Source organism: Burkholderia sp. PU8-34, from assembly GCF_053427725.1.
In genome coordinates this window covers 320,022-342,414 of sequence record NZ_JBSAXC010000008.1, presented here as the reverse complement: position 1 = coordinate 342,414, position 22,393 = coordinate 320,022, and the positions used below count along the sequence as shown (strand labels likewise).

General features: G+C 65.5%; 21 protein-coding genes and 1 other RNA gene. 5 read left to right on the top strand and 17 right to left on the bottom strand.

Annotated features, from left to right (window positions below; translation table 11 throughout):
- Positions 1-143: 143 nt before the first annotated feature.
- The 15 genes from ACV22Z_RS21170 to gyrA all read right to left on the bottom strand — a co-directional run bounded on the left by ACV22Z_RS21170 (position 144) and on the right by gyrA (position 16,901).
- Complete coding sequence (locus ACV22Z_RS21170) at positions 144-566, bottom strand: ComEA family DNA-binding protein (RefSeq protein ID WP_448078236.1); 423 nt, start codon at positions 564-566, stop codon at positions 144-146.
- Between the two features lie 74 nt (positions 567-640).
- A complete protein-coding gene (gene rfaD, locus ACV22Z_RS21165) occupies positions 641-1,633 on the bottom strand; it encodes an ADP-glyceromanno-heptose 6-epimerase (RefSeq protein WP_448078235.1) in 993 nt (330 codons plus the stop codon).
- 60 nt (positions 1,634-1,693) lie between these two features.
- Positions 1,694-2,644 carry a D-glycero-beta-D-manno-heptose-7-phosphate kinase gene (rfaE1, locus tag ACV22Z_RS21160; RefSeq protein WP_448078234.1) on the bottom strand — a complete coding sequence of 317 codons (951 nt, stop codon included), beginning with the start codon at positions 2,642-2,644 and terminating at the stop codon, positions 1,694-1,696.
- A gap of 7 nt (positions 2,645-2,651) precedes the next feature.
- Positions 2,652-4,052: a UDP-glucose dehydrogenase family protein gene (locus tag ACV22Z_RS21155; RefSeq protein WP_448078233.1), complete on the bottom strand. Its 1,401-nt coding sequence runs from the start codon at positions 4,050-4,052 to the stop codon at positions 2,652-2,654.
- A 93-nt stretch (positions 4,053-4,145) separates the two neighbouring features.
- Positions 4,146-5,318, bottom strand: coding sequence for a lipopolysaccharide assembly protein LapB (gene lapB / locus ACV22Z_RS21150; protein ID WP_448078232.1), 1,173 nt, complete (start codon positions 5,316-5,318; stop codon positions 4,146-4,148).
- A 57-nt stretch (positions 5,319-5,375) separates the two neighbouring features.
- Complete coding sequence (locus tag ACV22Z_RS21145) at positions 5,376-5,669, bottom strand: LapA family protein (protein WP_448078254.1); 294 nt, start codon at positions 5,667-5,669, stop codon at positions 5,376-5,378.
- 221 nt (positions 5,670-5,890) lie between these two features.
- Positions 5,891-6,214, bottom strand: a complete 324-nt coding sequence (locus ACV22Z_RS21140) for an integration host factor subunit beta (RefSeq protein WP_448078231.1) — start codon at positions 6,212-6,214, stop codon at positions 5,891-5,893.
- Positions 6,215-6,236: 22 nt separating this feature from the next.
- The gene (gene rpsA, locus ACV22Z_RS21135) at positions 6,237-7,949 is read right to left on the bottom strand and encodes a 30S ribosomal protein S1 (protein ID WP_448078230.1); all 1,713 of its coding nucleotides are present in this window, start codon (positions 7,947-7,949) and stop codon (positions 6,237-6,239) included.
- 143 nt (positions 7,950-8,092) lie between these two features.
- Positions 8,093-8,779, bottom strand: a complete 687-nt coding sequence (gene cmk / locus ACV22Z_RS21130; RefSeq protein ID WP_448078229.1) for a (d)CMP kinase — start codon at positions 8,777-8,779, stop codon at positions 8,093-8,095.
- A 13-nt stretch (positions 8,780-8,792) separates the two neighbouring features.
- Entirely contained in the window at positions 8,793-10,097 is a 1,305-nt protein-coding gene (aroA, locus tag ACV22Z_RS21125; protein WP_448078228.1) for a 3-phosphoshikimate 1-carboxyvinyltransferase, read from the bottom strand.
- A gap of 13 nt (positions 10,098-10,110) precedes the next feature.
- Complete coding sequence (locus ACV22Z_RS21120) at positions 10,111-11,037, bottom strand: prephenate dehydrogenase (RefSeq protein ID WP_448078227.1); 927 nt, start codon at positions 11,035-11,037, stop codon at positions 10,111-10,113.
- 180 nt (positions 11,038-11,217) lie between these two features.
- A complete protein-coding gene (gene pheA / locus ACV22Z_RS21115) occupies positions 11,218-12,300 on the bottom strand; it encodes a prephenate dehydratase (RefSeq protein WP_448078226.1) in 1,083 nt (360 codons plus the stop codon).
- Between the two features lie 36 nt (positions 12,301-12,336).
- Positions 12,337-13,419 (bottom strand): 3-phosphoserine/phosphohydroxythreonine transaminase, encoded by a 1,083-nt coding sequence (gene serC / locus ACV22Z_RS21110; RefSeq protein ID WP_448078225.1) that lies wholly within the window; start codon positions 13,417-13,419, stop codon positions 12,337-12,339.
- 179 nt (positions 13,420-13,598) lie between these two features.
- The gene (locus ACV22Z_RS21105) at positions 13,599-14,198 is read right to left on the bottom strand and encodes a DUF2059 domain-containing protein (protein WP_448078253.1); all 600 of its coding nucleotides are present in this window, start codon (positions 14,196-14,198) and stop codon (positions 13,599-13,601) included.
- 99 nt (positions 14,199-14,297) lie between these two features.
- Positions 14,298-16,901 (bottom strand): DNA gyrase subunit A, encoded by a 2,604-nt coding sequence (gene gyrA, locus ACV22Z_RS21100; RefSeq protein ID WP_448078224.1) that lies wholly within the window; start codon positions 16,899-16,901, stop codon positions 14,298-14,300.
- 504 nt (positions 16,902-17,405) lie between these two features.
- On the opposite strand from gyrA, the gene ompA reads away from it, so the two are divergent.
- The 5 genes from ompA (at position 17,406) to ACV22Z_RS21075 (ending at position 21,086) form a co-directional block, all read left to right on the top strand.
- Entirely contained in the window at positions 17,406-18,077 is a 672-nt protein-coding gene (ompA, locus tag ACV22Z_RS21095) for an outer membrane protein OmpA (RefSeq protein WP_448078223.1), read from the top strand.
- A 153-nt stretch (positions 18,078-18,230) separates the two neighbouring features.
- Positions 18,231-18,929 carry a bifunctional 2-polyprenyl-6-hydroxyphenol methylase/3-demethylubiquinol 3-O-methyltransferase UbiG gene (gene ubiG, locus ACV22Z_RS21090; RefSeq protein ID WP_448078222.1) on the top strand — a complete coding sequence of 233 codons (699 nt, stop codon included), beginning with the start codon at positions 18,231-18,233 and terminating at the stop codon, positions 18,927-18,929.
- 16 nt (positions 18,930-18,945) lie between these two features.
- Positions 18,946-19,662, top strand: a complete 717-nt coding sequence (locus tag ACV22Z_RS21085; protein ID WP_448078221.1) for an HAD-IA family hydrolase — start codon at positions 18,946-18,948, stop codon at positions 19,660-19,662.
- A gap of 17 nt (positions 19,663-19,679) precedes the next feature.
- Positions 19,680-20,049, top strand: a transfer-messenger RNA (tmRNA) gene (gene ssrA / locus ACV22Z_RS21080).
- Positions 20,050-20,357: 308 nt separating this feature from the next.
- Positions 20,358-21,086 carry a class I SAM-dependent methyltransferase gene (locus tag ACV22Z_RS21075; RefSeq protein ID WP_448078220.1) on the top strand — a complete coding sequence of 243 codons (729 nt, stop codon included), beginning with the start codon at positions 20,358-20,360 and terminating at the stop codon, positions 21,084-21,086.
- Positions 21,087-21,213: 127 nt separating this feature from the next.
- Here the strand turns inward: ACV22Z_RS21075 and ACV22Z_RS21070 are convergent, their stop codons facing one another.
- Both ACV22Z_RS21070 and ACV22Z_RS21065 read right to left on the bottom strand, forming a co-directional pair.
- Positions 21,214-21,567 (bottom strand): DUF4148 domain-containing protein, encoded by a 354-nt coding sequence (locus ACV22Z_RS21070; protein ID WP_448078219.1) that lies wholly within the window; start codon positions 21,565-21,567, stop codon positions 21,214-21,216.
- 456 nt (positions 21,568-22,023) lie between these two features.
- Positions 22,024-22,293: a hypothetical protein gene (locus tag ACV22Z_RS21065; protein ID WP_448078218.1), complete on the bottom strand. Its 270-nt coding sequence runs from the start codon at positions 22,291-22,293 to the stop codon at positions 22,024-22,026.
- Positions 22,294-22,393 lie beyond the last annotated feature (100 nt).

Here is a 22,393-nt window from a genome sequence, read left to right as displayed (position 1 = left end):
ATCCCCATTGCGGCGATGGAATACCGATGCGGGGAAGCGGCCGGCACTCAGGTGGATCCGGCACGCAAAAAACCCGCGGCATGCCGCGGGAAACCGTCGCGAGGACGGCGGCTGAAGGAGCCTGATGGTCCTGTGTGCGAACGTTATTTCTGCGCGGTGCGCGCGGCGGGGGCGGCAGGTTTCGCGGCCGGCGCGGCAGCCGGCACGGTGGCGGATTTGCCCGCGGCAGGCGCCGCACCTGCGCCGGCCGCACCTGCGCCGGCCGCGCCTACGCCGGCCGCACCTACGCCGGCCGCACCTACGCCGGCCGCGCCGATCGTCAGCCCTTCGCGCTGCAGGCGCTCGACGGTATGGCCGCCCATGCCCTTCACGCGCGTGGCGAGATCGTCCGCGTTCTTGAACGGGCCGCGTGCATTGCGTTCGTCGAGGATCGCCTTCGCCCTCGCGGGCCCGATGCCCTTGATGCCGACGAGCGCATCCTCGCCCGCGCTGTTGACGTCGACGGCCGCCCACGCCGACGCGACCGCGCCGAGCATGGCCGCCGCAGCGAACCATTTCCTGATCATGTTCCGGATCTCCTGGTGAAACCGGCCGGCGGTTGCCGACCGTGAACCCAAGTCTAACGATCCGGCGCGCCGGCTTAAACCTGGCCGGACAGCCAACGTACGTAGCGGTCGACGCCTTCCTGCACCGTCAGGAACGGCGCGTCGTAGCCGGCCGCGCGCAGCTTCGTCTGGTCCGCCTGCGTGAAGCACTGGTACTTGCCGCGCAGCGCGTCCGGGAACGGCACGTACTCGATCAGGCCCTGCTCGACCTGCTGCGCGAGCGACAGCGGCGGCAGGTTGTCGAGCGCGCGCAGCGTATTGACCACCGACGTCGCGACGTCGTTGAACGGCTGCGCGCGGCCCGTGCCGAGGTTGAAGATGCCCGACTTCTCCGGATGATCGAAGAAGAACAGGTTGACCTTCACGACGTCCTCGATCGACACGAAGTCGCGCGTCTGCTCGCCCGGCGCGTAGCCGTTGTACTCGCCGAACAGCTTGACCTTGCCTTCCGCGCGGAACTGGTTGAAGTTGTGGAATGCGACCGACGCCATGCGGCCCTTGTGCGTCTCGCGCGGGCCGTAAACGTTGAAGTAGCGGAAGCCGGCAATCTGGCTCTTCGCGGTCGGCAGCACGCGGCGGATCACCTGGTCGAACAGGAACTTCGAATAGCCGTAGATATTGAGCGGCGCCTCGACCTCGCGCTCCTCGACGAAGCGCGTCGAGCCGCCGTAGGTTGCCGCCGACGACGCGTACAGGAACTGCGTGCCCTGTGCGAGGCACGCATCGAGCACGCCACGGCTGTAGCGGAAGTTGTTGTCCATCATGTAGCGGCCGTCGTGTTCCATCGTGTCCGAACACGCGCCTTCGTGGAACACCGCACGCACCTTGCCGAAGTCGCCGCGCGCAAAGCGCTCGACGAATTCGGTCTTGTCGAGGTAATCGTCGATCTCGCAATCGACGAGGTTCCGGAACTTGTCCGCGCGCGTCAGGTTGTCGACCGCGATGATGCGCGTCTCGCCGCGCTCGTTGAGCGCCTTGACGATGTTCGCGCCGATGAAACCGGCCGCGCCGGTGACGATGAGGGTCATGGTCGTCCTTCCTGCCAGAAATGAATACAACGCCGCGCGCGACCTGCCGCGCGCATGCGCTCAATGAAACAGTTCGTCGTAATCGACCGTGGCGGTGCCGAGCTTGCCGACCACGATCCCCGCCGCGCGGTTCGCGAGCACGACCGCGTCGACGAGCGGCACACCCGCGCCGAGCATCGTCGCGACCGTCGCGATCACCGTGTCGCCTGCGCCGGACACGTCGAACACCTCGCGCGCGAGCGCGGGCGCGTGCAGTTCGCCGGTGCCGGAGAACAGCGTCATGCCCTCCTCCGAGCGCGTGAGCAGCAGCGCGTCGATGTCAAGCGACGCGCGCAGCTTCGCGACCCGCTCGCGCAGGTCGTCTTCCGACTTCCAGTGCCCGACGACTTCGCGCAGCTCGGCACGGTTCGGCGTGATCAGCGACGCGCCGCGATAACGCTCCCAGTCGTCGCCCTTCGGGTCGACGAGCACCGGCTTGCCTGCCGCGCGTGCCTTCGCGATCATCGTCGTCACGTGCGTGAGGCCGCCCTTCGCGTAGTCCGACATCAGGATCACGTCGTGCTGCGGCAACAGCGCATCGAATCGTGCGAGGCCCGCGAGCAGCACCTCGTGCGTCGGCGTCGCCTCGAAGTCGACGCGCAGCAACTGCTGCTGGCGCGCGAGCACGCGCAGCTTGATCGTGGTCGGCAGCGCCGGGTCGCGTTCGAGATGCGGCGTCACGCCGCTGCTGCCGAGCAGCTCGACGATCCGCTCGCCCGGCTCGTCGCAGCCGACGACGCACAGCAGCCCCGCCCGGCCGCCGAGCGTCACCGCGTTGCGCGCGACGTTCGCCGCGCCGCCGAGCCGCTCTTCCTGGCGCTGCACGTGCACGACCGGCACCGGCGCTTCCGGCGAGATGCGATCGACGTTGCCGAACCAGTAGCGGTCGAGCATCACGTCGCCGACGACGAGCACGCGCGAGCGCGCGATCTGTTCGCGCGGCACCGGCCCCACTTCGCGAGGAGTGCTCATCGTACGGTCATCCACGGTTGACAGTCTGGGGATCGACGTAGGGACGTCCGATCGCGTAGTAATCGATGCCGATTTCCGCCATCGCGTCCGGCTCGTACAGGTTGCGGCCGTCGAAGATCACCGGCGCCTTCAGTTCCGCCTTCAGGCGCGTGAAATCGGGGCTCCTGAACTCCTTCCATTCGGTGACGATCACGAGCGCGTCCGCGCCCGTCACGGCCACGTCCTGCGTATCGACGAAGTTGAGGCGCGACAGCGCCTCGGAACCGGCGCCGAAATCCAGCGCGAACACGCGGCGCGCCTCGTCGATCGCGACCGGATCGTACGCGCGCACCGAGGCGCCGCGTTCCAGCAGCGCGGCGATCAGGCGGCGGCTCGGCGCCTCGCGCATGTCGTCGGTGTTCGGCTTGAACGCGAGACCCCAGACCGCGAATTCGCGGCCGGTCAGATCCGCGCCGAAGCGCTGCTCGATCTTGCCGATCAGCACGTTCTTCTGTTCGTGGTTGGCCGCCTCGACCGCCTCGAGGATGCGCAGCGGCTGGCCGTTCTCGCTCGCGGTGCGGATCAGCGCCTGCACGTCCTTCGGAAAGCACGAGCCACCGTAGCCGACGCCCGCATACAGGAAGTGATAGCCGATGCGCGGATCGGAGCCGATCCCGCGCCGCACGGCCTCGATGTCCGCACCGACCTTGTCGGCGAGATTCGACATCTCGTTCATGAACGAGATGCGAGTGGCGAGCATCGCGTTCGCCGCGTACTTCGCGAATTCCGCCGAACGCACGTCCATGTAGATCGTGCGCTCGTGATTGCGGTTGAACGGCGCGTACAGCTTCTTCATCTTCTCGCGCGCGATCGCGCCCGTCTCGTCGTCGTCGACGCCGATGATGATCCGGTCCGGACGCATGAAGTCCTCGACCGCCGCGCCTTCCTTCAGGAATTCCGGATTCGACACGACCGAGAAGCGGTGCGCGACGCTGCCCGCGAGGCCGCGTGCAGCCAGCGCCTCGTCGACGACGGCGCGCACGCGCTGCGCGGTGCCGACCGGCACGGTCGACTTGTCGACGATCACCTTGAAGCCGGTCATGTGGCGGCCGATGTTGCGCGCGGCCTCGAGCACGTACTGCAGGTCGGCCGAGCCGTCTTCGTCCGGCGGCGTACCGACCGCGATGAACTGGATCTCGCCGTGCGCGACGCTCGCCTCGATGTCGGTCGAGAAGCGCAGGCGCGCCGCCGCGCGGTTGCGCGCGATGATGTCCTGCAGGCCGGGTTCGTGAATCGGCATGCCGCCGTTGTTCAGGATGTCGATCTTGCGCTGATCGACGTCGAGGCAGAAAACGTCGTGGCCGATCTCCGCGAGGCACGCGCCCGTGACGAGACCGACGTACCCGGTGCCGATGATGGTGATTTTCATAGATGTTCCGGTGAAGGTTCCCGGTAATTGACTAACTTGGCCGCCGGGACGGGCCCGGCGGCAACCGCGTCGCGTTCGTCCCGCCTGCCGGAATCAACTCGGCATCGCGGGGTCGACGCGGCGCGGCGCATAGGTTTCCCACCCGCTGCATCCCGGGCATTGCCAGTAGAAGAGCCGTGCCCGGAAACCGCAATTCTGGCACGTATACCGTGGCAGATTTTTGGTGCGCTGCTTGATCAGCGCACGCATCATTTCAAGTTCCTTACGACGCGGTTCGTCGGCCGCCGCGATCTGCGCGTCGAGCAGGTGCAGCATGCCCGACAAGTTCGGCGACTTCTCCATCTGCGTGCGCGCGAGCGTGTGCGCCGCGTCCTGGCCGCGCAATCCGGCGATGTGCTGGTAGGCGATGTCGAGCAGGTCGTTGGACGAATAGCGGTCGACGTATTCGATCAGCAGCGCCGTGCCTTCGCTCGTCCTGTCGAGCGCAATGTACGACTTCATCAGCTTGTCGGCGACGAGCGGCAGATAGGCCGGATTCTGCGCTTCGACACGCTTCCAGTGGTCGATCGCAGCCGCGTGATCGCCCGCGGCCGCAGCGGCATCGCCGGACAGGATCGTCGCGCGCACATTCTGCGGATTGGCGACCAGCGCGAGCCGCAGTTGCTCCGCGGCAGCCGCTGCGTTCTTGCGCTGCAGCGCCTCCTGCGCGAGTTCGCAGTGGAACTGCGCGATCTCGGTGCCGAGCGGCTTCTCGCCCATCGTTTCGATGCGCTTCGCGGTGTCGATCGACTTGTTCCAGTCCTTTTCGATCTCGTAAATCGTCAGGAGTGCGCGTTGCGCGCCGAGCGCATAGTCGCCATCGGCGAGCATGTGGAACGTTTCTTCCGCGCGATCGAGCAGGCCGGCCTTCAGGAAATCCTGGCCGAGCTCATACAGCGCGTGGTCGCGTTCGCTGACAGGCAGGTCGGTGCGGCTCAGCAGGTTCTGGTGCACGCGGATCGCGCGGTCCGTCTCGCCGCGACGGCGGAACAGGTTGCCGAGCGCGAAGTGCAGTTCGACCGTTTCGGGGTCGAGCTTCGCAACCTCGATGAACGCGTCGATCGCCTTGTCGGGTTGTTCGTTCAGCAGAAAATTGAGACCGCGGAAATACGACCGCGGCAAGTTCGCGCTCTCCGACAGGAGATTCTTCAGGTCATAACGAGACGCCGCCCAGCCGAGCGCGAAAGCGACCGGAATCGCGAGCAACCACCAGAAATCCAGATCCATGCGAAATATCGAAGCGGAAACGAAAACCGCGCGGCGTGTCGCGCGGCGTCGGGTCGGTTAAATGACGGGCGGCATCGGCGGCTGGTCGATGACCGCCGGCGTTTCGCGTGCGGCGCGCAGATCGCGCTTCAGGCGTCCGTTTTCGATGCGCATGCGGAAGATCGCAGGCAGCGCGGACAGCAGACCGGCAATCAGACCGACACCGAAGAAGGCGAGACCGATCAGGATCAACGGAGCTTGCCACGTGTAGCCGGCGAGGAAATTCAGCGTCGCGGTTTGCGTATTGGCCAATGCGAGCACCAGCAACAGCACGAACACCAATACCCGGATCAGCCAGACGATAAACTTCATGAAGCCCTCTCTTTGATTGAGATTTCGCTGCAGCGTGCGACTCCCCTTCGCATCGCCGTATCGACCCGTATTGTAAAGGATGCGTTTCGGCGTCTGCGCAACCAATGCGGCACGTGCCGCCGCATGCGCGTCGCATCGCGCTCCCGAAAATAAAAAAAGCGCCCGCTAGGGGCGCTTTTCTTCAGCCGTTGCCGGATGAGTCCCGGGCGATCGAACGACGCTTACTGCTCGTCGTCCGGCTCGTCGGCCTTCAACGGTTCGCCGGCCCGGCCATCGACGCGTTCGCGCAATTCCTTGCCGGGCTTGAAGTGCGGCACGAACTTCTCGGGCACCTGCACTTTCTCCCCCGACTTCGGGTTGCGCCCGACGCGTGCCGGGCGACGATTGAGGCCGAAGCTGCCGAAACCCCGAATTTCGATGCGATGCCCTTTGGACAGTGCATCGGACATCGCATCGAGCATCGTCTTCACCGCGAAATCCGCATCCTTGAGGACAAGTTGCGGAAATCGCGATGCCAGCTGGGCGACCAACTCGGATTTGGTCATACTTCAGCAGACCTCGTAAGGCTTACTGGTTCTGGCCGTCGAGCTTGGCCTTCAGCAGTGCGCCGAGGTTGGTCGTACCGGTCGCGGCAGAGCTGGTGTCGGCTTGCAGGCCGCGGATCGCTTCCTGCTGCTCGGCCGAATCCTTCGCCTTGATCGACAGGTTGATGCCGCGCGACTTGCGATCGATGTTGATCACCATCGCGTTGACCTTGTCGCCTTCCTTCAGCACGTTGCGCGCATCTTCGACGCGATCCTGCGAGATTTCCGACGCACGCAGGTAGCCTTCGATGTCGCCCGTCAGCGTGATGACCGCGCCCTTCGCATCGACCGACTTCACGACGCCGTCGACGATCGAGCCCTTGTCGTTCATTGCAACGTAGTTGCTGAACGGGTCGCCTTCGAGCTGCTTGATGCCGAGCGAAATGCGCTCCTTCTCGACGTCGATGCCGAGCACGATTGCCTCGACTTCGTCGCCCTTCTTGTACTTGCGAACGGCTTCTTCGCCGGCTTCGCTCCACGACAGGTCCGACAGGTGGACCAGGCCGTCGATGCCGCCCGGCAGACCGATGAACACGCCGAAGTCGGTGATCGACTTGATTGCGCCCGTGATCTTGTCGCCCTTCTTGAAGTTGCGGCTGAAGTCATCCCACGGATTCGGCTTGCACTGCTTCATGCCGAGGCTGATACGACGACGGTCTTCGTCGATCTCGAGGACCATGACTTCGACTTCGTCGCCCAGCTGGACAACCTTCGACGGAGCAACGTTCTTGTTCGTCCAGTCCATTTCCGACACGTGGACCAGGCCTTCGATGCCCGATTCCACTTCGACGAATGCGCCGTAGTCGGTGATGTTCGTGACCTTGCCGAACAGGCGCGTGCCCGACGGGTAACGGCGCGAGATGCCTTCCCACGGATCGTCGCCCAGTTGCTTGATGCCCAGCGAGACGCGGTTCTTCTCTTGGTCGAACTTGAGGATCTTCGCGGTGACTTCCTGGCCAACCGACAGGACTTCGCTCGGGTGACGCACGCGGCGCCATGCGATGTCGGTGATGTGCAGCAGGCCGTCGATGCCGCCGAGGTCGACGAACGCGCCGTAGTCGGTGATGTTCTTGACCACGCCGTTGACGATCGCGCCTTCCTTCAGCGTCTCGAGCAGCTTCGCGCGCTCTTCGCCTTGCGTCGCTTCGATCACTGCACGACGCGACAGCACGACGTTGTTACGCTTGCGATCGAGCTTGATCACGCGGAACTCGAGCGTCTTGCCTTCGTACGGGGTCGTGTCCTTGACCGGACGCGTGTCGACCAGCGAACCCGGCAGGAACGCGCGGATGCCGTTGACCATCACGGTCATGCCGCCCTTCACCTTGCCGGTGATCGTGCCGGTGACGAGTTCGTTGTTGTCGAGAGCCTTTTCCAGCGACAGCCACGATGCAAGGCGCTTCGCCTTGTCGCGCGACAGGATCGTGTCGCCGTAGCCGTTTTCGAGTGCGTCGATCGCGACGGACACGAAATCGCCCGACTGCACCTCAACCTCGCCCTGATCGTTCAGGAATTCCTCGATCGGAATGTAAGCCTCGGACTTGAGGCCTGCATTGACGACCACGAAGTTGTGGTCGACGCGCACGACTTCGGCGGAGATCACTTCGCCGGCGCGCATGTCTTGGCGGGTCAGCGACTCTTCGAACAGAGCCGCAAAGGATTCGGTATTCGGGGTGGAGGTTTGCAGGTCGGACATAAAAATCTGATTGTGCATGGATCGCTGTGCCACGCCGACCGGAATGGTCGACTGAAAGAGCCAGATCGAAGTCCACACGGGGTTAAGGGTTCAAAACACGCTCCGCACTTGCGGCGCGGAGCACCTACTGCTGCCCTGCCTGTTCAGGCGGGCTGGCCGAGCGCCCGGTACCACACCAGCACCTGATCGACCGCCTGGTCGACCGAAAGCGCCGATGTATCGAGCAGCTTGGCATCTGCCGCGGGCTTCAGCGGCGCGGCCGCACGATTGCTGTCGCGCGCGTCGCGTTCACGAAGATCCCGGAGCAAGTTATCTATATTAGCAGAAAATCCTTTTTGCATCAATTGCTTATGCCGTCTGGCCGCGCGCGCCTCCACGCTGGCCGTCAGGAACACCTTGAGCCCGGCGTCCGGGAAGATCACCGTGCCCATGTCGCGGCCGTCCGCGACGAGTCCCGGCGTCTTGCGGAACGCGCGCTGGCGGGCGACGAGCGCCGTGCGCACGGGTGCGTGCACGGCAATTGCGGATGCGCGGTTGCCGACCGCCTCGGCACGGATGTCGTTCGAAACGTCCACGCCATCGAGCTGCGCACAGCCTTCGCGGAACGTGATGTGGAGGTCGTCGACCAGCTTCTCGAGCGCGTCGACGTCGTCTGCCGCGATGTCGTAGCGCATGCTCGCGAGCGCGGCGAGACGGTACAGCGCGCCGCTGTCGAGCAGGTGGAAGCCGAGGTTCGCGGCGACGAGCGCCGCAACGGTGCCCTTGCCGGAGGCGGTCGGGCCGTCGATCGTGATGACCGGCGTCTGGTGAAAGGGTCGGGTCGATTTCATCGAGTCAGTCGGGTCAGGCCTTGGCGAGCGCAGTGAAGCGGTCGAAATAGTCGGGGAACGTCTTGCCGACGCACTTCGGATCGTTGATGCGCACCGGCACGCCGCCCAGGCTCACGAGCGAGAAGCACATCGCCATCCGGTGATCGTCGTACGTGTCGATTGCCGCATTCGGCGTCAGCGCCGCGGGCGGCGTGACCACCAGATAGTCCGGCCCTTCGTCGACCGTCGCGCCGACCTTGCGCAGTTCGGTCGCCATCGCCGCGATGCGGTCGGTTTCCTTCACGCGCCAGCTCGCGATGTTGCGCAGCGTGCTCGGGCCGTCGGCAAACAGCGCCGCGACCGCGATCGTCATCGCCGCGTCGGGAATCAGGTTGAAATCCATGTCGACCGGCTCGAGCTTGCCGTGGTCGTGGCCGATCCCGCGCACTTCGATCCAGTCGTCGCCCATCGTCACGTTCGCGCCCATCTGCATCAGCGCGTTCGCGAAGCCGACGTCGCCCTGGATGCTCGCGCGCCCCACGCCCTCGACGCGCAGCGGGCCGCCGCCGAGCGCGCCGGCCGCGAGGAAATACGACGCCGACGATGCATCGCCTTCGACCATGATCTGCCCCGGCGAGCGGTAGCGGGTGCCGGCCGGCACGATGAAGCGCTGCCAGCCGTCGCGCTCGACGGTCACGCCGAAACGCGCCATCAGCTTGATCGTGATCTCGATGTAGGGCTTCGAGATCAGCTCGCCGTCGACCTCGACGACGATCCGGCCGTCGTTCGACTTCACGAGCGGCAGCGTCATCAGCAGCGCGGTCAGGAACTGGCTCGACACGTCGCCGCGCACCTTGATCGGCGCATCGACCAGGATTGACGCCGGCTTGATGCGCAGCGGCGGAAAGCCTTCGTTCAGTTCGTAATCGATCTGCGCACCGATCTGCCGCAGCCCGTCGACGAGGTCGCCGATCGGCCGTTCGTGCATGCGCGGCACGCCGTGCACGCGATAGTCGCCGCCGTTGACCGCGAGCGCCGCGGTCAGCGGCCGCACGGCCGTGCCCGCGTTGCCGAGGAACAGGTCGGCCGTCTTCGCGGTGAACGCGCCGCGCGTGCCCGTGACGACGCAGGTGTCGCCGTCGCGCGCGAGCTTCACGCCCAGCTTGCCGAGCGCATCGAGCATCACGCGCGTGTCGTCGGAATCGAGCAGGTTGGTAATCGTCGTTTCGCCTTCGGCGAGCGCCGCGAGCAGCAGCACGCGGTTCGAAATGCTCTTCGAGCCGGGCAGGCGCACGGTGCCCGACGCACTGGAGTACGGGCCGAGATCGAGATAGTCCATGGGAATCGTCCTGTTATTTCTTGACCGGTTCGGCAGCGGGCTTGCCGCCACGCTCCTGCCACGCGCTGCGCGCGGCGCGCGAGCGCGTGAATACTGCTTCGAGCGCCGCGCCGTCGCCGGCGTCGATCGCCGCGCGCAGCCGCGCGAGCACGCGCGTGTAGCCGTCGAGTTCGTCGAGCAGCGCCGCGCGGTTCGCAACGCACACGTCGCGCCACATTTCCGGGCTCGACGCCGCGATGCGCGTGAAATCGCGGAAGCCGCCCGCCGCGTACGAGAATTTCAGTTCGGCGTCGGCCTCGCCGAGGATCTGCTCGACGAGCGCGAACGACAGCACGTGCGGCAGGTGGCTCACCGATGCAAACACGCGATCGTGCTGCGCGTCGCTCATCGTGCGGACATCGGCGCCCGTCGCGCGCCACATCGCGTCGATCCGCGCAACCGATCCGGTTGCGTTCTCGGGCAGCGGACACAGCACGACGTTGCGGCCGACGTACAGATCCGGCAGCGCGGCCTCGACGCCGCTCGATTCACGACCGGCGATCGGATGTCCCGGCACGAACTGCACGATCCGCGCGCCGAGCGCTTCGCGCGCGGCCGCGACGACATCGGATTTGGTGCTGCCGGCATCGGTGACGATCGTCGCGTCGTCGAGCCACGGCGCGATGCGCGCGAGCAGCGGGCCCGTCTGCGCGACGGGCGCGGCCAGCAGCACGAGATCGGCGCCGGCCAGCGCGTCGCGCAGCTGCGCGTCGTCGTCGAGCGCCGCCGCGCGATCGATCACGCCGAGCGACAGCGCGCGCTCGACCGACGCGCGCGAACGGCCGACGCCGACGATCTCGCCCGCGCCGCCCGGCGCGCGTTCGCGCAGCGCGCGGGCCAGCGATCCGCCGATCAGGCCGACGCCGAAGATGACCAGTTTGTTGAATGCAAAGCCTGACACGACAAGAGCCAAGTTACGCGCGCGGACCGCAGCCCGGCGCACGGAATTCCAGATCCCGGGCAACGGGCCCGCATCCGGCGCGACCTGCGCCGGGTGCCGCCCGAACCCGCCTTCGGCAGCGCCGCTCGGCCTGCCCTGCCCGCTTCGCGCAATGCCCGCGCGGGCATGCGCCGCCGCGCGTCATCGCGCGCGCGGATACGAACCGAGTACCTTCAGGAACGCGGCCTTCTGGCCCAGCTCCGCGAGCGCGGCCGCGACCGGCGCGTCGTCCCGATGCCCTTCGATGTCGATGTAGAAGTAGTACTCCCACGTGCCGACACGCGCCGGGCGCGACTCGAAGCGCGTCATCGACACGCCGTGCCGCGCGAGCGGTTCGAGCAGCTTGAACACGGCGCCCGGCTCGTTCTTCACCGACACGATCAGCGACGTCTGGTCGTGGCCGCTCGGCCCCGCCGGCTGCTTGCCGACGATCACGAAGCGCGTGCGGTTGTGCGGATCGTCCTGGATCAGCGAGAACGCGATCTGCAGGCCGTAGTGCGCGGCCGCGCGGTCGCCCGCAATCGCCGCCACCGTCGGATCGGCCGCCGCGAGGCGCGCGGCCTCGGCATTGCTCGATACTGCCTGACGCTCGAGCTGCGGCGCGTTCGCCGCGAGCCACTGCTGGCATTGCGCGAGCGCCTGTGCGTGCGCGCACACGCGCTTCACGCCGGCGAGCGTGCCGTTCTGCGTGAGCAGGTTGTGGTGGATCGGCAGCGCGAGCTCGCCGCTGATCAGCAACTGCGTCTGCAGCAGCAGATCGAGCGTGCGCGACACCGCGCCTTCGGTCGAATTCTCGACCGGCGCGACGCCGAACGCCGTGGCGCCCGCCTCGACCGAGCGGAACACCTCGTCGATCGACGGGCACGGCAGCCCTTCGATCGACTGGCCGAAATACTCGAACATCGCCTGTTCGGTATACGTGCCGACCGGCCCGAGGAACGCGACGTGGATCGTCTGCTCGAGCGCGCGGCTCGCGGCCATGATCTCGCGCCAGATCGCGCTGATGTGCGCGCTCGCGAGCGGGCCCGCGCTCATGTCCTGCAGCCGGGCGATCACCTGCAGCTCGCGTTCCGGCCGGAACACCGGCGCGTTGAAATGCTTCTTGACCTCGCCCACCTCCAGCGCCACCGCGGCGCGCTGGTTCAGGAGCGCGATCAGCTGCGCGTCGATCGCATCGATGCGGTCGCGCAGCGGTTTCAGGCGGGAATTCAGTTCGTCGTCCATGCGTAATTGCCGTGCTGTTGACCAGCACCGCCGCCGTCAGGCGCGGTGCTGCTCGAAATCCTTCAGATACTCGACGAGCGCCTTCACGCCCTCGAGCGGCACCGCGTTGTAGATCGACGCCCGCATGCCGCCGACGGACTTGTGGCCCTTCAGCTGCAGCAGCCCGCGCGCCTTTGCGCCGGCAAGGAAGTCTTCATTGCGCGTTTCGTCGGCCAGGAAAAAGGGCACGTTCATCCGCGAACGCGCCGCCGGCTCGACCTTGTTCAGATAGAAGCTGCTTGCGTCGATCGTGTCGTACAGCAGCTTCGCTTTTTCGATGTTGCGGGCCTCGATCGCCTTCAGGCCACCCTGCCGCTTCAGCCACTGGAACACAAGGCCGGCGATGTAGATCGCGTACGTCGGCGGCGTGTTGAACAGCGAATTGTTCGCGGCGACCGTCTTCCAGTCGAATGCCGACGGACAGATCGACAGCGCGCGGTCGAGCAGGTCCTCGCGGACGATCACGAGCGTCACGCCCGCCATCCCGATATTCTTCTGCGCGCCGCCGAACATGACGCCGTACTTCGCGACGTCCATCGGGCGCGACAGGATGTGCGACGACACGTCCGCGACGAGCGGCACATCGCCGAGGTCGGGAATCTCGAACGTCTCGACGCCGTCGATCGTTTCGTTCGTGCACAGGTGCACGTAGGCCGGATCGTCCGACAGCTGCCATTCGGCGCGAGCCGGCGCGCGCGTGTAGCCGGCGTCGGTCTTGCCGGTTGCGGCGAGATGCGGCGTGCCGTACTTCTTCGCCTCGCTGAACGACTTCTGCGACCACGAGCCCGTCACGACGAAATCGGCCGTCTTGCGCGTTCCCAGCAGGTTCATCGGCACAATCGCGTTCTCCGCGATGCCGCCGCCCTGCAGGAACAGGATCCGGTGGCTCGCCGGCACGTCGAGCAGCTCGCGCAGGTCCGCGAGCGCCGCTTCGTGGATCGACATGAACTCCTTGCCGCGATGGCTCATCTCCATCACGCTCATGCCGCTGCCATGCCAGTCGAGCATCTCGTCGGCTGCTTGCCGCAGCACTTCTTCGGGCATTGCCGCGGGGCCGGCGGAGAAATTAAAGACGCGCATCGTGAAAACCTCTGGAGGGACGCGGCCGGCTCGCCGCCGGCAAGTCAATGGCAAATGAGTGGCAAATGAGCCGCGCCGGAAAAGGAATGGCCGCTTGCGCTCGCGCGCAAACGGCCATTATCGCACTGTCGTCAGGCTCCCGCCAAACCCGGCGCGGCCGGGGGGCGGGCTGCGACGGCTTACTTGGCGGGCTTGACTGCCGCGACTTCCTTGTCGGCCTGCGCGCGCGTCGCCTGGATCGCTTGCGGCATGTACTTCTGCATCAGGCCGTTGACCACGTCGCGGCCAACCTGATCCTGAACCTGGATGAACTTGCGGCCCGTCGGGCTCTTGTAGAACGTCGTCAGATCCTTGATTTCCGACGTGCTGTAGTACTTCGCGTACGCGTCGTACTGAGCCTGCATCGCGTCGCTGCTGAACGCCGGCGTCGTGAACACCTTGCCTGCGCCGTCGACCAGCTTCGGCACCGCGTTCTTCTGCAGCGTCGGAACGGCAGCCTGCTTCTGCTTGTCGTTCATCGTCTTGTTTTCCGACAGCGCGTCCGACAGGATCGCCGGAACCAGCTGCTTTGCCTGCATTTCGGCGCTGTTGCCGATTGCCGACACGAGCTTCGGCGCGTCGATCGCGTCGAGCAGATCCTTGATCGCCGCCTTCTTGTCGGCGTCGATCGGCGCAGCTGCCGCTGCGGGCGCCGGTGCGGAATTCGACAGCGCTTGCGCCATCGCGAACGTCGGCACCAGTGCGGCCAGCAGGACCAGTTGCTTGAATTGCTTTTGCATCATCACTCCCTTCTTGGAAATATGAATGGGTACTTCGCCGCACGCCGCGCATCTTCTCATGGCGCGCCTGCGTGCGGCCGCTCGAGAGTCACATCCTGATCAGGCTTCGCCGTCCGACGCCTCGTCGGCCTCGCCGTCGCCCTCTTCGGCTTCCGCGATCTGCTGCAGGCCGGAGAGCTTGGTACCCTCGTCGAGGCTGATGAGTGTAACACCTTGCGTAGCCCGTCCCATCTCGCGGATCTCGGACACGCGCGTGCGGATCAGCACGCCGGCGGTCGTGATCAGCATGATCTGGTCTTCGGCATCGACGAGCGTCGCGGCGACCACCTTGCCATTGCGCTCGGACGTCTGGATCGCGATCATGCCCTTCGTGCCGCGGCCGTGACGCGTGTACTCGGTGATCGGCGTGCGCTTGCCGTAGCCGTTCTCGGTCGCGGTGAGCACGGTCTGCTCCTCGCTGCCCGCGACCAGCAGCGCGATGACCTGCTGCCCGTCCTCGAGCTGCATGCCGCGCACGCCGCGCGCCTCGCGCCCCATCGGACGCACGTCGTTCTCGTCGAAGCGCACGGCCTTGCCGGCGTCGGAGAACAGCATCACGTCGTGCGCGCCGTCGGTGATCGACGCACCGATCAGGTAATCGCCTTCGTCGAGACCGACCGCGATGATGCCCTTCTTCATCGGACGGCTGAATGCCTCGAGCGGCGTCTTCTTCACGGTGCCGAGCGACGTCGCCATGAACACGAACTTGTCGGCCGAGAATTCCTTGACCGGCAGCACGACGTTGATCTTCTCGCCGTCCTGCAGCGGGAACATGTTGACGATCGGGCGGCCGCGCGAGTTGCGCGAGCCCTGCGGCACTTCGTAGACCTTGACCCAGTACACGCGGCCGCGGTTCGAGAAGCACAGCATGTAGTCGTGCGTGTTCGCGATGAAGAGCGTCTCGATCCAGTCGTCTTCCTTCATCTGCGTCGCCTGCTTGCCGCGGCCGCCGCGCTTCTGCGCGCGGTACTCGGACAGCGGCTGCGACTTCACGTAGCCGGAGTGCGACATCGTGACGACCATGTCCTGCGGCGTGATCAGGTCTTCGGTGTTCAGCTCTGTCGCGTTCAGCTCGATCTTCGAGCGGCGCGCGTCGCCGAACTCGGCCTTCACCGAGGTCAGCTCCTCGCGGATCATCGTCGTGATCCGCTCGGGGCGAGCCAGGATATCCAGCAGGTCTGCGATCTGCGCCATCACGTCGCGGTATTCGCCGATGATCTTGTCCTGCTCGAGGCCCGTCAGGCGCTGCAGGCGCATCTGCAGGATTTCCTGGGCCTGCGTGTCGGACAACTTGTACAGGCCGTCGCCCTGCATGCCGAACGCGGGGTTCAGCCCTTCCGGACGATACGCGTCACGGCCGCCCGCCGTGGCGTTCTCGGTCTCGGCGCGCGTCAGCATCTCGCGCACGAGCGACGAATCCCACGCCTTCGCCATCAGCTCCTGCTTCGCGATCGGCGGCGTCGGCGCGGCCTTGATGATCGCGATGAACTCGTCGATGTTCGCGAGCGCGACCGCGAGGCCTTCGAGCACGTGGCCGCGTTCGCGCGCCTTGCGCAGTTCGTAGATCGTCCGGCGCGTGAGCACTTCGCGGCGGTGCGCGAGGAAGCACTGAAGGATTTCCTTCAGGTTGAGCAGCTTCGGCTGGCCGTCGACGAGCGCGACCATGTTCATGCCGAACGTGTCCTGGAGCTGGGTCGCCTTGTACAGGTTGTTCAGCACCACTTCCGGCACTTCACCGCGCTTCAGCTCGATCACGACGCGCATGCCGCTCTTGTCGGACTCGTCGCGGATGTCGGAGATGCCCTCGAGCTTCTTCTCGTTGACGAGCTCGGCGATCCGCTCGAGCAGCGAGCGCTTGTTGACCTGGTACGGCAGCTCGTCGACGATGATCGCCATCCGCTGGCCGCGGTCGATCTCCTCGAAGTGCGTGGCCGCGCGCATCACGACGCGGCCGCGCCCGGTGCGGTAGCCGTCGCGAACGCCGGCGACGCCGTAGATGATGCCCGCCGTCGGGAAGTCCGGCGCCGGGATGATCTCGATCAGCTCGTCGATCGTCGCTTCCGGGTTGTGCAGCAGGTGCTGGCACGCGTCGACGACTTCGTTCAGGTTGTGCGGCGGGATGTTGGTCGCCATGCCGACCGCGATGCCCGACGAGCCGTTGATCAGCAGGTTCGGGATGCGCGACGGGAGGATCAGCGGCTGCATCTCGCTGCCGTCGTAGTTCGGGCCGAAATCGACGGTTTCCTTGTCGATGTCGGACAGCAACTCGTGACCGATCTTCGCCATGCGAATTTCGGTGTAACGCATCGCGGCGGCGTTGTCGCCGTCGATCGAGCCGAAGTTGCCTTGCCCGTCGACCAGCATGTAGCGCAGCGAGAAATCCTGCGCCATCCGCACGATCGTTTCGTAGACCGCGCTGTCGCCGTGAGGGTGGTATTTACCGATCACGTCGCCGACGATACGCGCCGACTTCTTGTAGGCCCGGTTCCAGTCGTTGTTCAGTTCGTGCATCGCGAACAGGACGCGCCGGTGCACGGGTTTCAGGCCATCGCGGACATCCGGGAGGGCACGTCCGACGATCACGCTCATCGCGTAATCGAGATACGAACGGCGCATTTCCTCCTCAAGGGAGGTGGGCAGGGTCTCTTTGGCGAATTGATCCATGTATCCGTATCTTTTCGGAGCGAAGACGGGAACGCCTTTCGCGTGAGCGCTGCATGCGCAACGCAACGCGAGATTCTAACATGCGCCCTTCTCAGGCCAATTCGCCTCCCCCTCTATATAAGAATGGCGAAAATCTGCGCAGCGGAGAAAAGGGCAGCACGCACCCCATGCACCCGTTTCGTGCCCGCATGTAAACGATCAGCACTCGACCGCGCAAATCCGCCGTCACACTCTTGACAATCTCTAAAAGTTGCGGCAGGCCGGTGTTGCGCATGCACCACAAACGCGGAGGTGATCTTGGGGTGGGGAGGATTTTTTTTCGTAGGAAGGGAACGATATGGCAAAATGCCAACGCACTGAAAGTTAGACGCTGCTCGAAGTCTACACAGAGCGGCGCCGCGTTTTTTGTGCCGCACCAATGTTATACTTCGAGCAATGTATGACTTGTCATCGTCAACAGGCTCGCAGTAAACCTGCGGTAATCTCAATTTCGAGAGGAGAAATATGAATAAACTTTCAAAGCTCGCGTTCATTGCAGCTACCGCAGTTATGGCTGCATCCGCTTCGGCACAGTCGGTGCCGGCGTCGCGACAAGCCGTGAACGACAATTGGGTGAATGGTACCGGCGAATACGTGTGGATGAACGGCACGAACGAGCTTTGCTGGCGCGATGCGTTCTGGACGCCGGCCACCGCCAACGCCAAGTGCGATGGCGCACTGGTCGCCCAGGCACCGGCACCGGCTCCGGTCGCACCGGCAGCTCCGGCAATCACGAGCCAGAAGATCACGTATCAGGCCGACGCACTGTTCGACTTTGACAAGGCAACGCTGAAGCCGCTGGGCAAGCAGAAGCTGGACGATCTGGCTTCGAAGATCGAAGGCATGAACACGGAAGTGGTCGTCGCAACGGGCTACACGGACCGCATCGGTTCGGACAAGTACAACGACCGCCTGTCGCTGCGCCGTGCGCAAGCCGTGAAGTCGTACCTGGTCAGCAAGGGTGTCCCGGCCAACAAGGTCTACACGGAAGGCAAGGGCAAGCGCAACCCGGTCACGACCGGCTGCAACCAGAAGAACCGCAAGCAACTGATCGCCTGCCTCGCACCGGATCGCCGCGTGGAAGTCGAAGTTGTCGGTACGCAAGAAGTGCAGAAGACGACCGTTCCGGCGCAGTAAGCCACGGTCTCCGACTGCTTCAAAGCCCCGCCTCGGCGGGGCTTTTTCATTGACGCCCGTCCGGGCGCTCGCTGGCCTCGCCGTCCGCCCGCTTATATACTCGGGGCTTGATGCAGCGAAGCACCGCCCTCCTTCCGTAGCCCGTTTGCCGACATGACCAACGCCGATCCGCACGAACTCCAGAAATTCAGCGACCTCGCCCATCGGTGGTGGGATCCGAATGCCGAATTCAAGCCGCTGCACGACCTGAACCCGGTCCGGCTCGGCTGGATCGACGCGCATGCGCATCTGGCCGGCAAGCGCGCGCTCGACATCGGCTGCGGCGGCGGCATCCTGTCCGAATCGATGGCGGGACTCGGCGCGCAGGTGAAGGGAATCGACCTGTCCACCGAAGCGCTCGGCGTCGCCGACCTGCACAGCCTCGAAAGCGGCGTGACGGTCGACTACGAGGCGATCGCAGCGGAAGCGCTCGCCGCCCGCGAACCCGGCACCTATGACGTGGTCACGTGCATGGAGATGCTCGAGCATGTGCCGTCGCCGGCCAAAGTCGTCGAGGCCTGCGCGACGCTCGTCAAGCCGGGCGGCTGGGTGTTCTTCTCGACGCTGAACCGCAACCTGAAGTCCTATCTGTTTGCCGTGATCGGCGCCGAGTACATCGCGCAGATGCTGCCGAAGGGGACGCACGATTACGCGCGCTTCATCCGTCCGTCGGAACTGGCGAGCTTCATTCGCGCGACCGACCTGCACATCGTCGAGATCAAGGGCATCACGTACCATCCGCTCGGCAAGCGCTTTGCGCTGTCGAACGATACCGACATCAACTATCTCGTCGCGTGCCGTCGCAGCGCGTGACCACGACCCGACCGGCATGACGACTCCCTTTTCACCCGCCCGGGCCACGCTCGACGAACCGCGCCTGCAAGGCTGCGATGCGGTGCTGTTCGATCTCGACGGCACGCTCGCCGACACGGCCCCCGATCTCGCGGCCGCCGTCAACAAGATGCAGCGCGTGCGCGGGCTGCCCGAGACGCCGCTCGACGTGCTGCGGCCGCTGGCGTCCGCCGGTGCGCGCGGCCTGCTCGGCGGCGCCTTCGGCATCGGCCCGGACGCGGCCGACTACGACGCGATGCGCGACGAGTTCCTGGTCAACTACGCTACCGACCTCTGCGTGCACACGGCGCTGTTTCCCGGCATCGACACGCTGCTCGACGAGCTCGACGCGCGCGGCGTGCGCTGGGGCATCGTCACGAACAAGGCGATGCGACTCACCGAACCGCTCGTCGGTTTGCTCGGCCTCGGCGCGCGCGCCGCGTGCGTCGTCGGGGGCGACACAACGCCGCACCCGAAGCCCCACCCCGCCCCGCTGCTGCATGCGGCCGGACGGCTGACGCTTGCGCCCGAGCGCATCGTGTATGTCGGCGACGACTTGCGCGACATTCAGGCCGGCAGCGCGGCTGGCATGGCGACGATCGCGGCCGCGTACGGCTATTGCGGCGACGGCGCCGCGCCGGCGGACTGGCAGGCACAGCATCTCGTCGCGACGACGCAGGAATTGCGCGAGCTGCTGCGCGATGTTGGGCTATAATGATTGATCTTATCCGCGGGGGCGACCTGGTTTCGACAGGGGTTGTGAAGCGGCTAGGGCATGTCGAGGACCCGTCACCTCGTTAATCAATGGGAAAAACGTAACTGCAAACGACGATACGTTCGCACTGGCAGCCTAAGGGCCGCCGTCCTCTGCCTAGTTCACTGACGGGCTAGCGTCGCAAGACCGGTAGCAATACCGCCAGAGGTCATATACGTCAGTTAAGCCTGGGCGGCGTCGCGACGCCAAGGTCGAAAATCTAGCGAATCGCCGTAGTGCAGCGTGTTCGTCCGCGTCGCTGCGGTTAAATCAAATGACAGAACTAAACATGTAGAACTGGTCGTGGAGCGCTTCTGGACGCGGGTTCGATTCCCGCCGCCTCCACCATATACGCGCTTCCTCGTCTGACGAGGAATGTGAAGAAACCCCGGTCGTCGCACGACGCCGGGGTTTTGTTTTTTCACGGTCGCTGCGGTTCGCCGATCGCTGCTGTCTGATGTAACGCCCCGCTCGACGTCGCACCACTTCCCGCCTTCATCCTGCCATCGCAGCAGGCGCTGCCGGACACGTAAATGACTGTAACAACCAACGTGTCGGAACGCGCGCTGGCCCACTATGCTTGATCTGACGGCGGACGTCTCGATCGCCGCTTTCCACTTCCACCGCACCGCTCGAATCCCGACAGGAGCCCGTCGATGCGATTGCCTGAATGGATGCTGTTCCTGCGTACCTGGCTGCGCAATCCGCGTCGCGTCGGCGCGCTCGCGCCGTCGAGTCCGGCGCTCGCCACACTGATGACCGCGCAGATCCCGCACGACAGCGCAGCCGTGATCGAACTCGGCGCAGGCACCGGCGTCTTCACCCGCGCGCTGCTGGCTCGCGGCGTGGACAGCAACCGGCTGGTGCTGGTCGAAGCCGATCCCGCTTTCGCCGGCGCGTTGCGACGCCAGTTCCCCACGTTGCGCGTGATGCAGATGGATGCAACCGAGCTGGGCATGACGGGCGGCTTCTTCGGCGCCGAGCAAGCGCACGCGATCGTAAGCGGACTGCCGCTCGTCGCAATGCCCGTCGAACAGGCGGTCGCGATCGTTCAAGGGGCGTTTGCGCACCATCTGGACGCCGGCGGCGCGTTCTATCAATTCACGTATGCGCCGCGCTGCCCGATCCCCGCGCGCCATCTCGAAGCGATCGGCATTCGTGCCGCACGAGTCGGCATCGCGTGGATGAACTTCCCGCCCGCCTTCGTGTACCGCTTCGAACGACAGGCCGAAGGGGCCGCCGATTCGTGGCCCGGCACCTGGCAGCAGGCCGCACTCTTGCAGGGTCGGCCGCTGCCCGCCGGCGCAGCGCGCGCCCGCACGGAAAGACGCGAATTGCCTGCCGCGCCAACGGCGGACGGCGCCACCGCGGCACGGGGCCGCTGACGCCTGTCCGACCGGAACGCGAACCTGGCGAGCATTCCGGTCGCGGCACCGGTCGGCCCGCGATCACTCACCCGGCGCGCGGCGCGACCGATCGTCGCACCCACCGCGCCACATACCGCCTGGCGGCTTAGCTGCCGCGATACAGCGACTTCATTTCGTCGGCACTTGCCGGGCGCACGCCCGCGGCACGCGAACCCGATGCCGATGCGCCGTGCGCTTGTGCGCCGTAGCCGCTGACGTCGACACCCTGAGCCTGTGCAACGGCATTTTGCTGCTGCTCGGCGATACGGGCGGTCGCGGCCTGGATCGCCTCCGGATAATGCGGATCTTCACCGCGTGCCGAGTTGTAGCCAGCCTGCTGGAGCTGAACCAGTTCGGCGCGCACTTGTGCACGGGTGATTTGCGAGCCCGACTGCGCGAACGACACGACCGGGGCAACGATTGCAGCAGCAACGACAACAGCTTGAATGAGCGCCTTCATGATGACCTACCTCCAGATTTGTCCGTTTTTCGCGGTGAACGCCTCGTTCATCGCTGACAACTGAAGTTTATGTAGGCAGTTGCTTAAGAATAAGGCAGGTTTCGGGAACACATACTTCCTGGATACGGGTTAACCACTATAACGGTGACGTTCCCCTCTTCCAGGCCTGATCGCCCCGACCATGCCCACCTCGTGTCGCGGACAGGCGGCGCGCCGGCGAACCGCATCAATCGCTGCCCGAAATGCACAAGCCCCGCGAAGCGGGATGCTTCGCGGGGCTTGCAGTCAATTCGGCGGATGTCCCACGGTCGGAAAGCCGCGCGACCATCGGACCGCATCCGGCCAACTCTGTCGCACCGTCCGTGCGGCGCGACCGGATGAATCGCACAAACGCGCCCGGTCAGGCTCCGTCACGCATGCCCAGCGGTGCGCACGCGCTGAAGCCCGACCCGTGTGTTACTCGCCATCCATCGGACATTTCAGGTTGCAGCCGTTCGGATCGCCCAAGTCGCCCTTGCGGCGCAGCGTGGACTTCTTGCCGGTCTGATATTTCTTCGACGCATCCGACGCCGCGAACGGCATCTGCGGATGTTCGTTCAGGCGGAACTGGTCGTTCAGGATGCCGCCGGGCACACCCGGCGAATTCTGCGCAAACGCGAACGGCGAAACGGCGACCAGCAGGCCCGCGGTCAACGCTGCCGCGGCAAGGGGAACGGAAAGTTTCATGGCGGGACGACGCCTGAACGGCGTGCTTGTTGGAACGTTGATCAAGCGGCAAGCGTAGCGCAAAACCCCGGCCCCTGCAGCGCGGTTCGATCGCGCACCC

What these genes read in the sequence shown, in the direction of transcription:
- ACV22Z_RS21065 (WP_448078218.1), bottom strand. Translation starts at nt 22,293, where the DNA reads ATGAAACTTTCCGTTCCCCTTGCCGCGGCAGCGTTGACCGCGGGCCTG.
- ACV22Z_RS21070 (WP_448078219.1), bottom strand. Translation starts at nt 21,567, where the DNA reads ATGAAGGCGCTCATTCAAGCTGTTGTCGTTGCTGCTGCAATCGTTGCC.
- serC (WP_448078225.1), bottom strand. Translation starts at nt 13,419, where the DNA reads ATGCGCGTCTTTAATTTCTCCGCCGGCCCCGCGGCAATGCCCGAAGAA.
- ACV22Z_RS21145 (WP_448078254.1), bottom strand. Translation starts at nt 5,669, where the DNA reads ATGAAGTTTATCGTCTGGCTGATCCGGGTATTGGTGTTCGTGCTGTTG.
- rfaE1 (WP_448078234.1), bottom strand. Translation starts at nt 2,644, where the DNA reads ATGAGCACTCCTCGCGAAGTGGGGCCGGTGCCGCGCGAACAGATCGCG.
- cmk (WP_448078229.1), bottom strand. Translation starts at nt 8,779, where the DNA reads ATGAAATCGACCCGACCCTTTCACCAGACGCCGGTCATCACGATCGAC.
- pheA (WP_448078226.1), bottom strand. Translation starts at nt 12,300, where the DNA reads ATGGACGACGAACTGAATTCCCGCCTGAAACCGCTGCGCGACCGCATC.
- ACV22Z_RS21140 (WP_448078231.1), bottom strand. Translation starts at nt 6,214, where the DNA reads ATGACCAAATCCGAGTTGGTCGCCCAGCTGGCATCGCGATTTCCGCAA.
- lapB (WP_448078232.1), bottom strand. Translation starts at nt 5,318, where the DNA reads ATGGATCTGGATTTCTGGTGGTTGCTCGCGATTCCGGTCGCTTTCGCG.
- ACV22Z_RS21155 (WP_448078233.1), bottom strand. Translation starts at nt 4,052, where the DNA reads ATGAAAATCACCATCATCGGCACCGGGTACGTCGGTCTCGTCACGGGC.
- ubiG (WP_448078222.1), top strand. Translation starts at nt 18,231, where the DNA reads ATGACCAACGCCGATCCGCACGAACTCCAGAAATTCAGCGACCTCGCC.
- rpsA (WP_448078230.1), bottom strand. Translation starts at nt 7,949, where the DNA reads ATGTCCGACCTGCAAACCTCCACCCCGAATACCGAATCCTTTGCGGCT.
- rfaD (WP_448078235.1), bottom strand. Translation starts at nt 1,633, where the DNA reads ATGACCCTCATCGTCACCGGCGCGGCCGGTTTCATCGGCGCGAACATC.
- ACV22Z_RS21085 (WP_448078221.1), top strand. Translation starts at nt 18,946, where the DNA reads ATGACGACTCCCTTTTCACCCGCCCGGGCCACGCTCGACGAACCGCGC.
- aroA (WP_448078228.1), bottom strand. Translation starts at nt 10,097, where the DNA reads ATGGACTATCTCGATCTCGGCCCGTACTCCAGTGCGTCGGGCACCGTG.
- ACV22Z_RS21170 (WP_448078236.1), bottom strand. Translation starts at nt 566, where the DNA reads ATGATCAGGAAATGGTTCGCTGCGGCGGCCATGCTCGGCGCGGTCGCG.
- ompA (WP_448078223.1), top strand. Translation starts at nt 17,406, where the DNA reads ATGAATAAACTTTCAAAGCTCGCGTTCATTGCAGCTACCGCAGTTATG.
- ACV22Z_RS21075 (WP_448078220.1), top strand. Translation starts at nt 20,358, where the DNA reads ATGCGATTGCCTGAATGGATGCTGTTCCTGCGTACCTGGCTGCGCAAT.
- ACV22Z_RS21105 (WP_448078253.1), bottom strand. Translation starts at nt 14,198, where the DNA reads ATGCAAAAGCAATTCAAGCAACTGGTCCTGCTGGCCGCACTGGTGCCG.
- gyrA (WP_448078224.1), bottom strand. Translation starts at nt 16,901, where the DNA reads ATGGATCAATTCGCCAAAGAGACCCTGCCCACCTCCCTTGAGGAGGAA.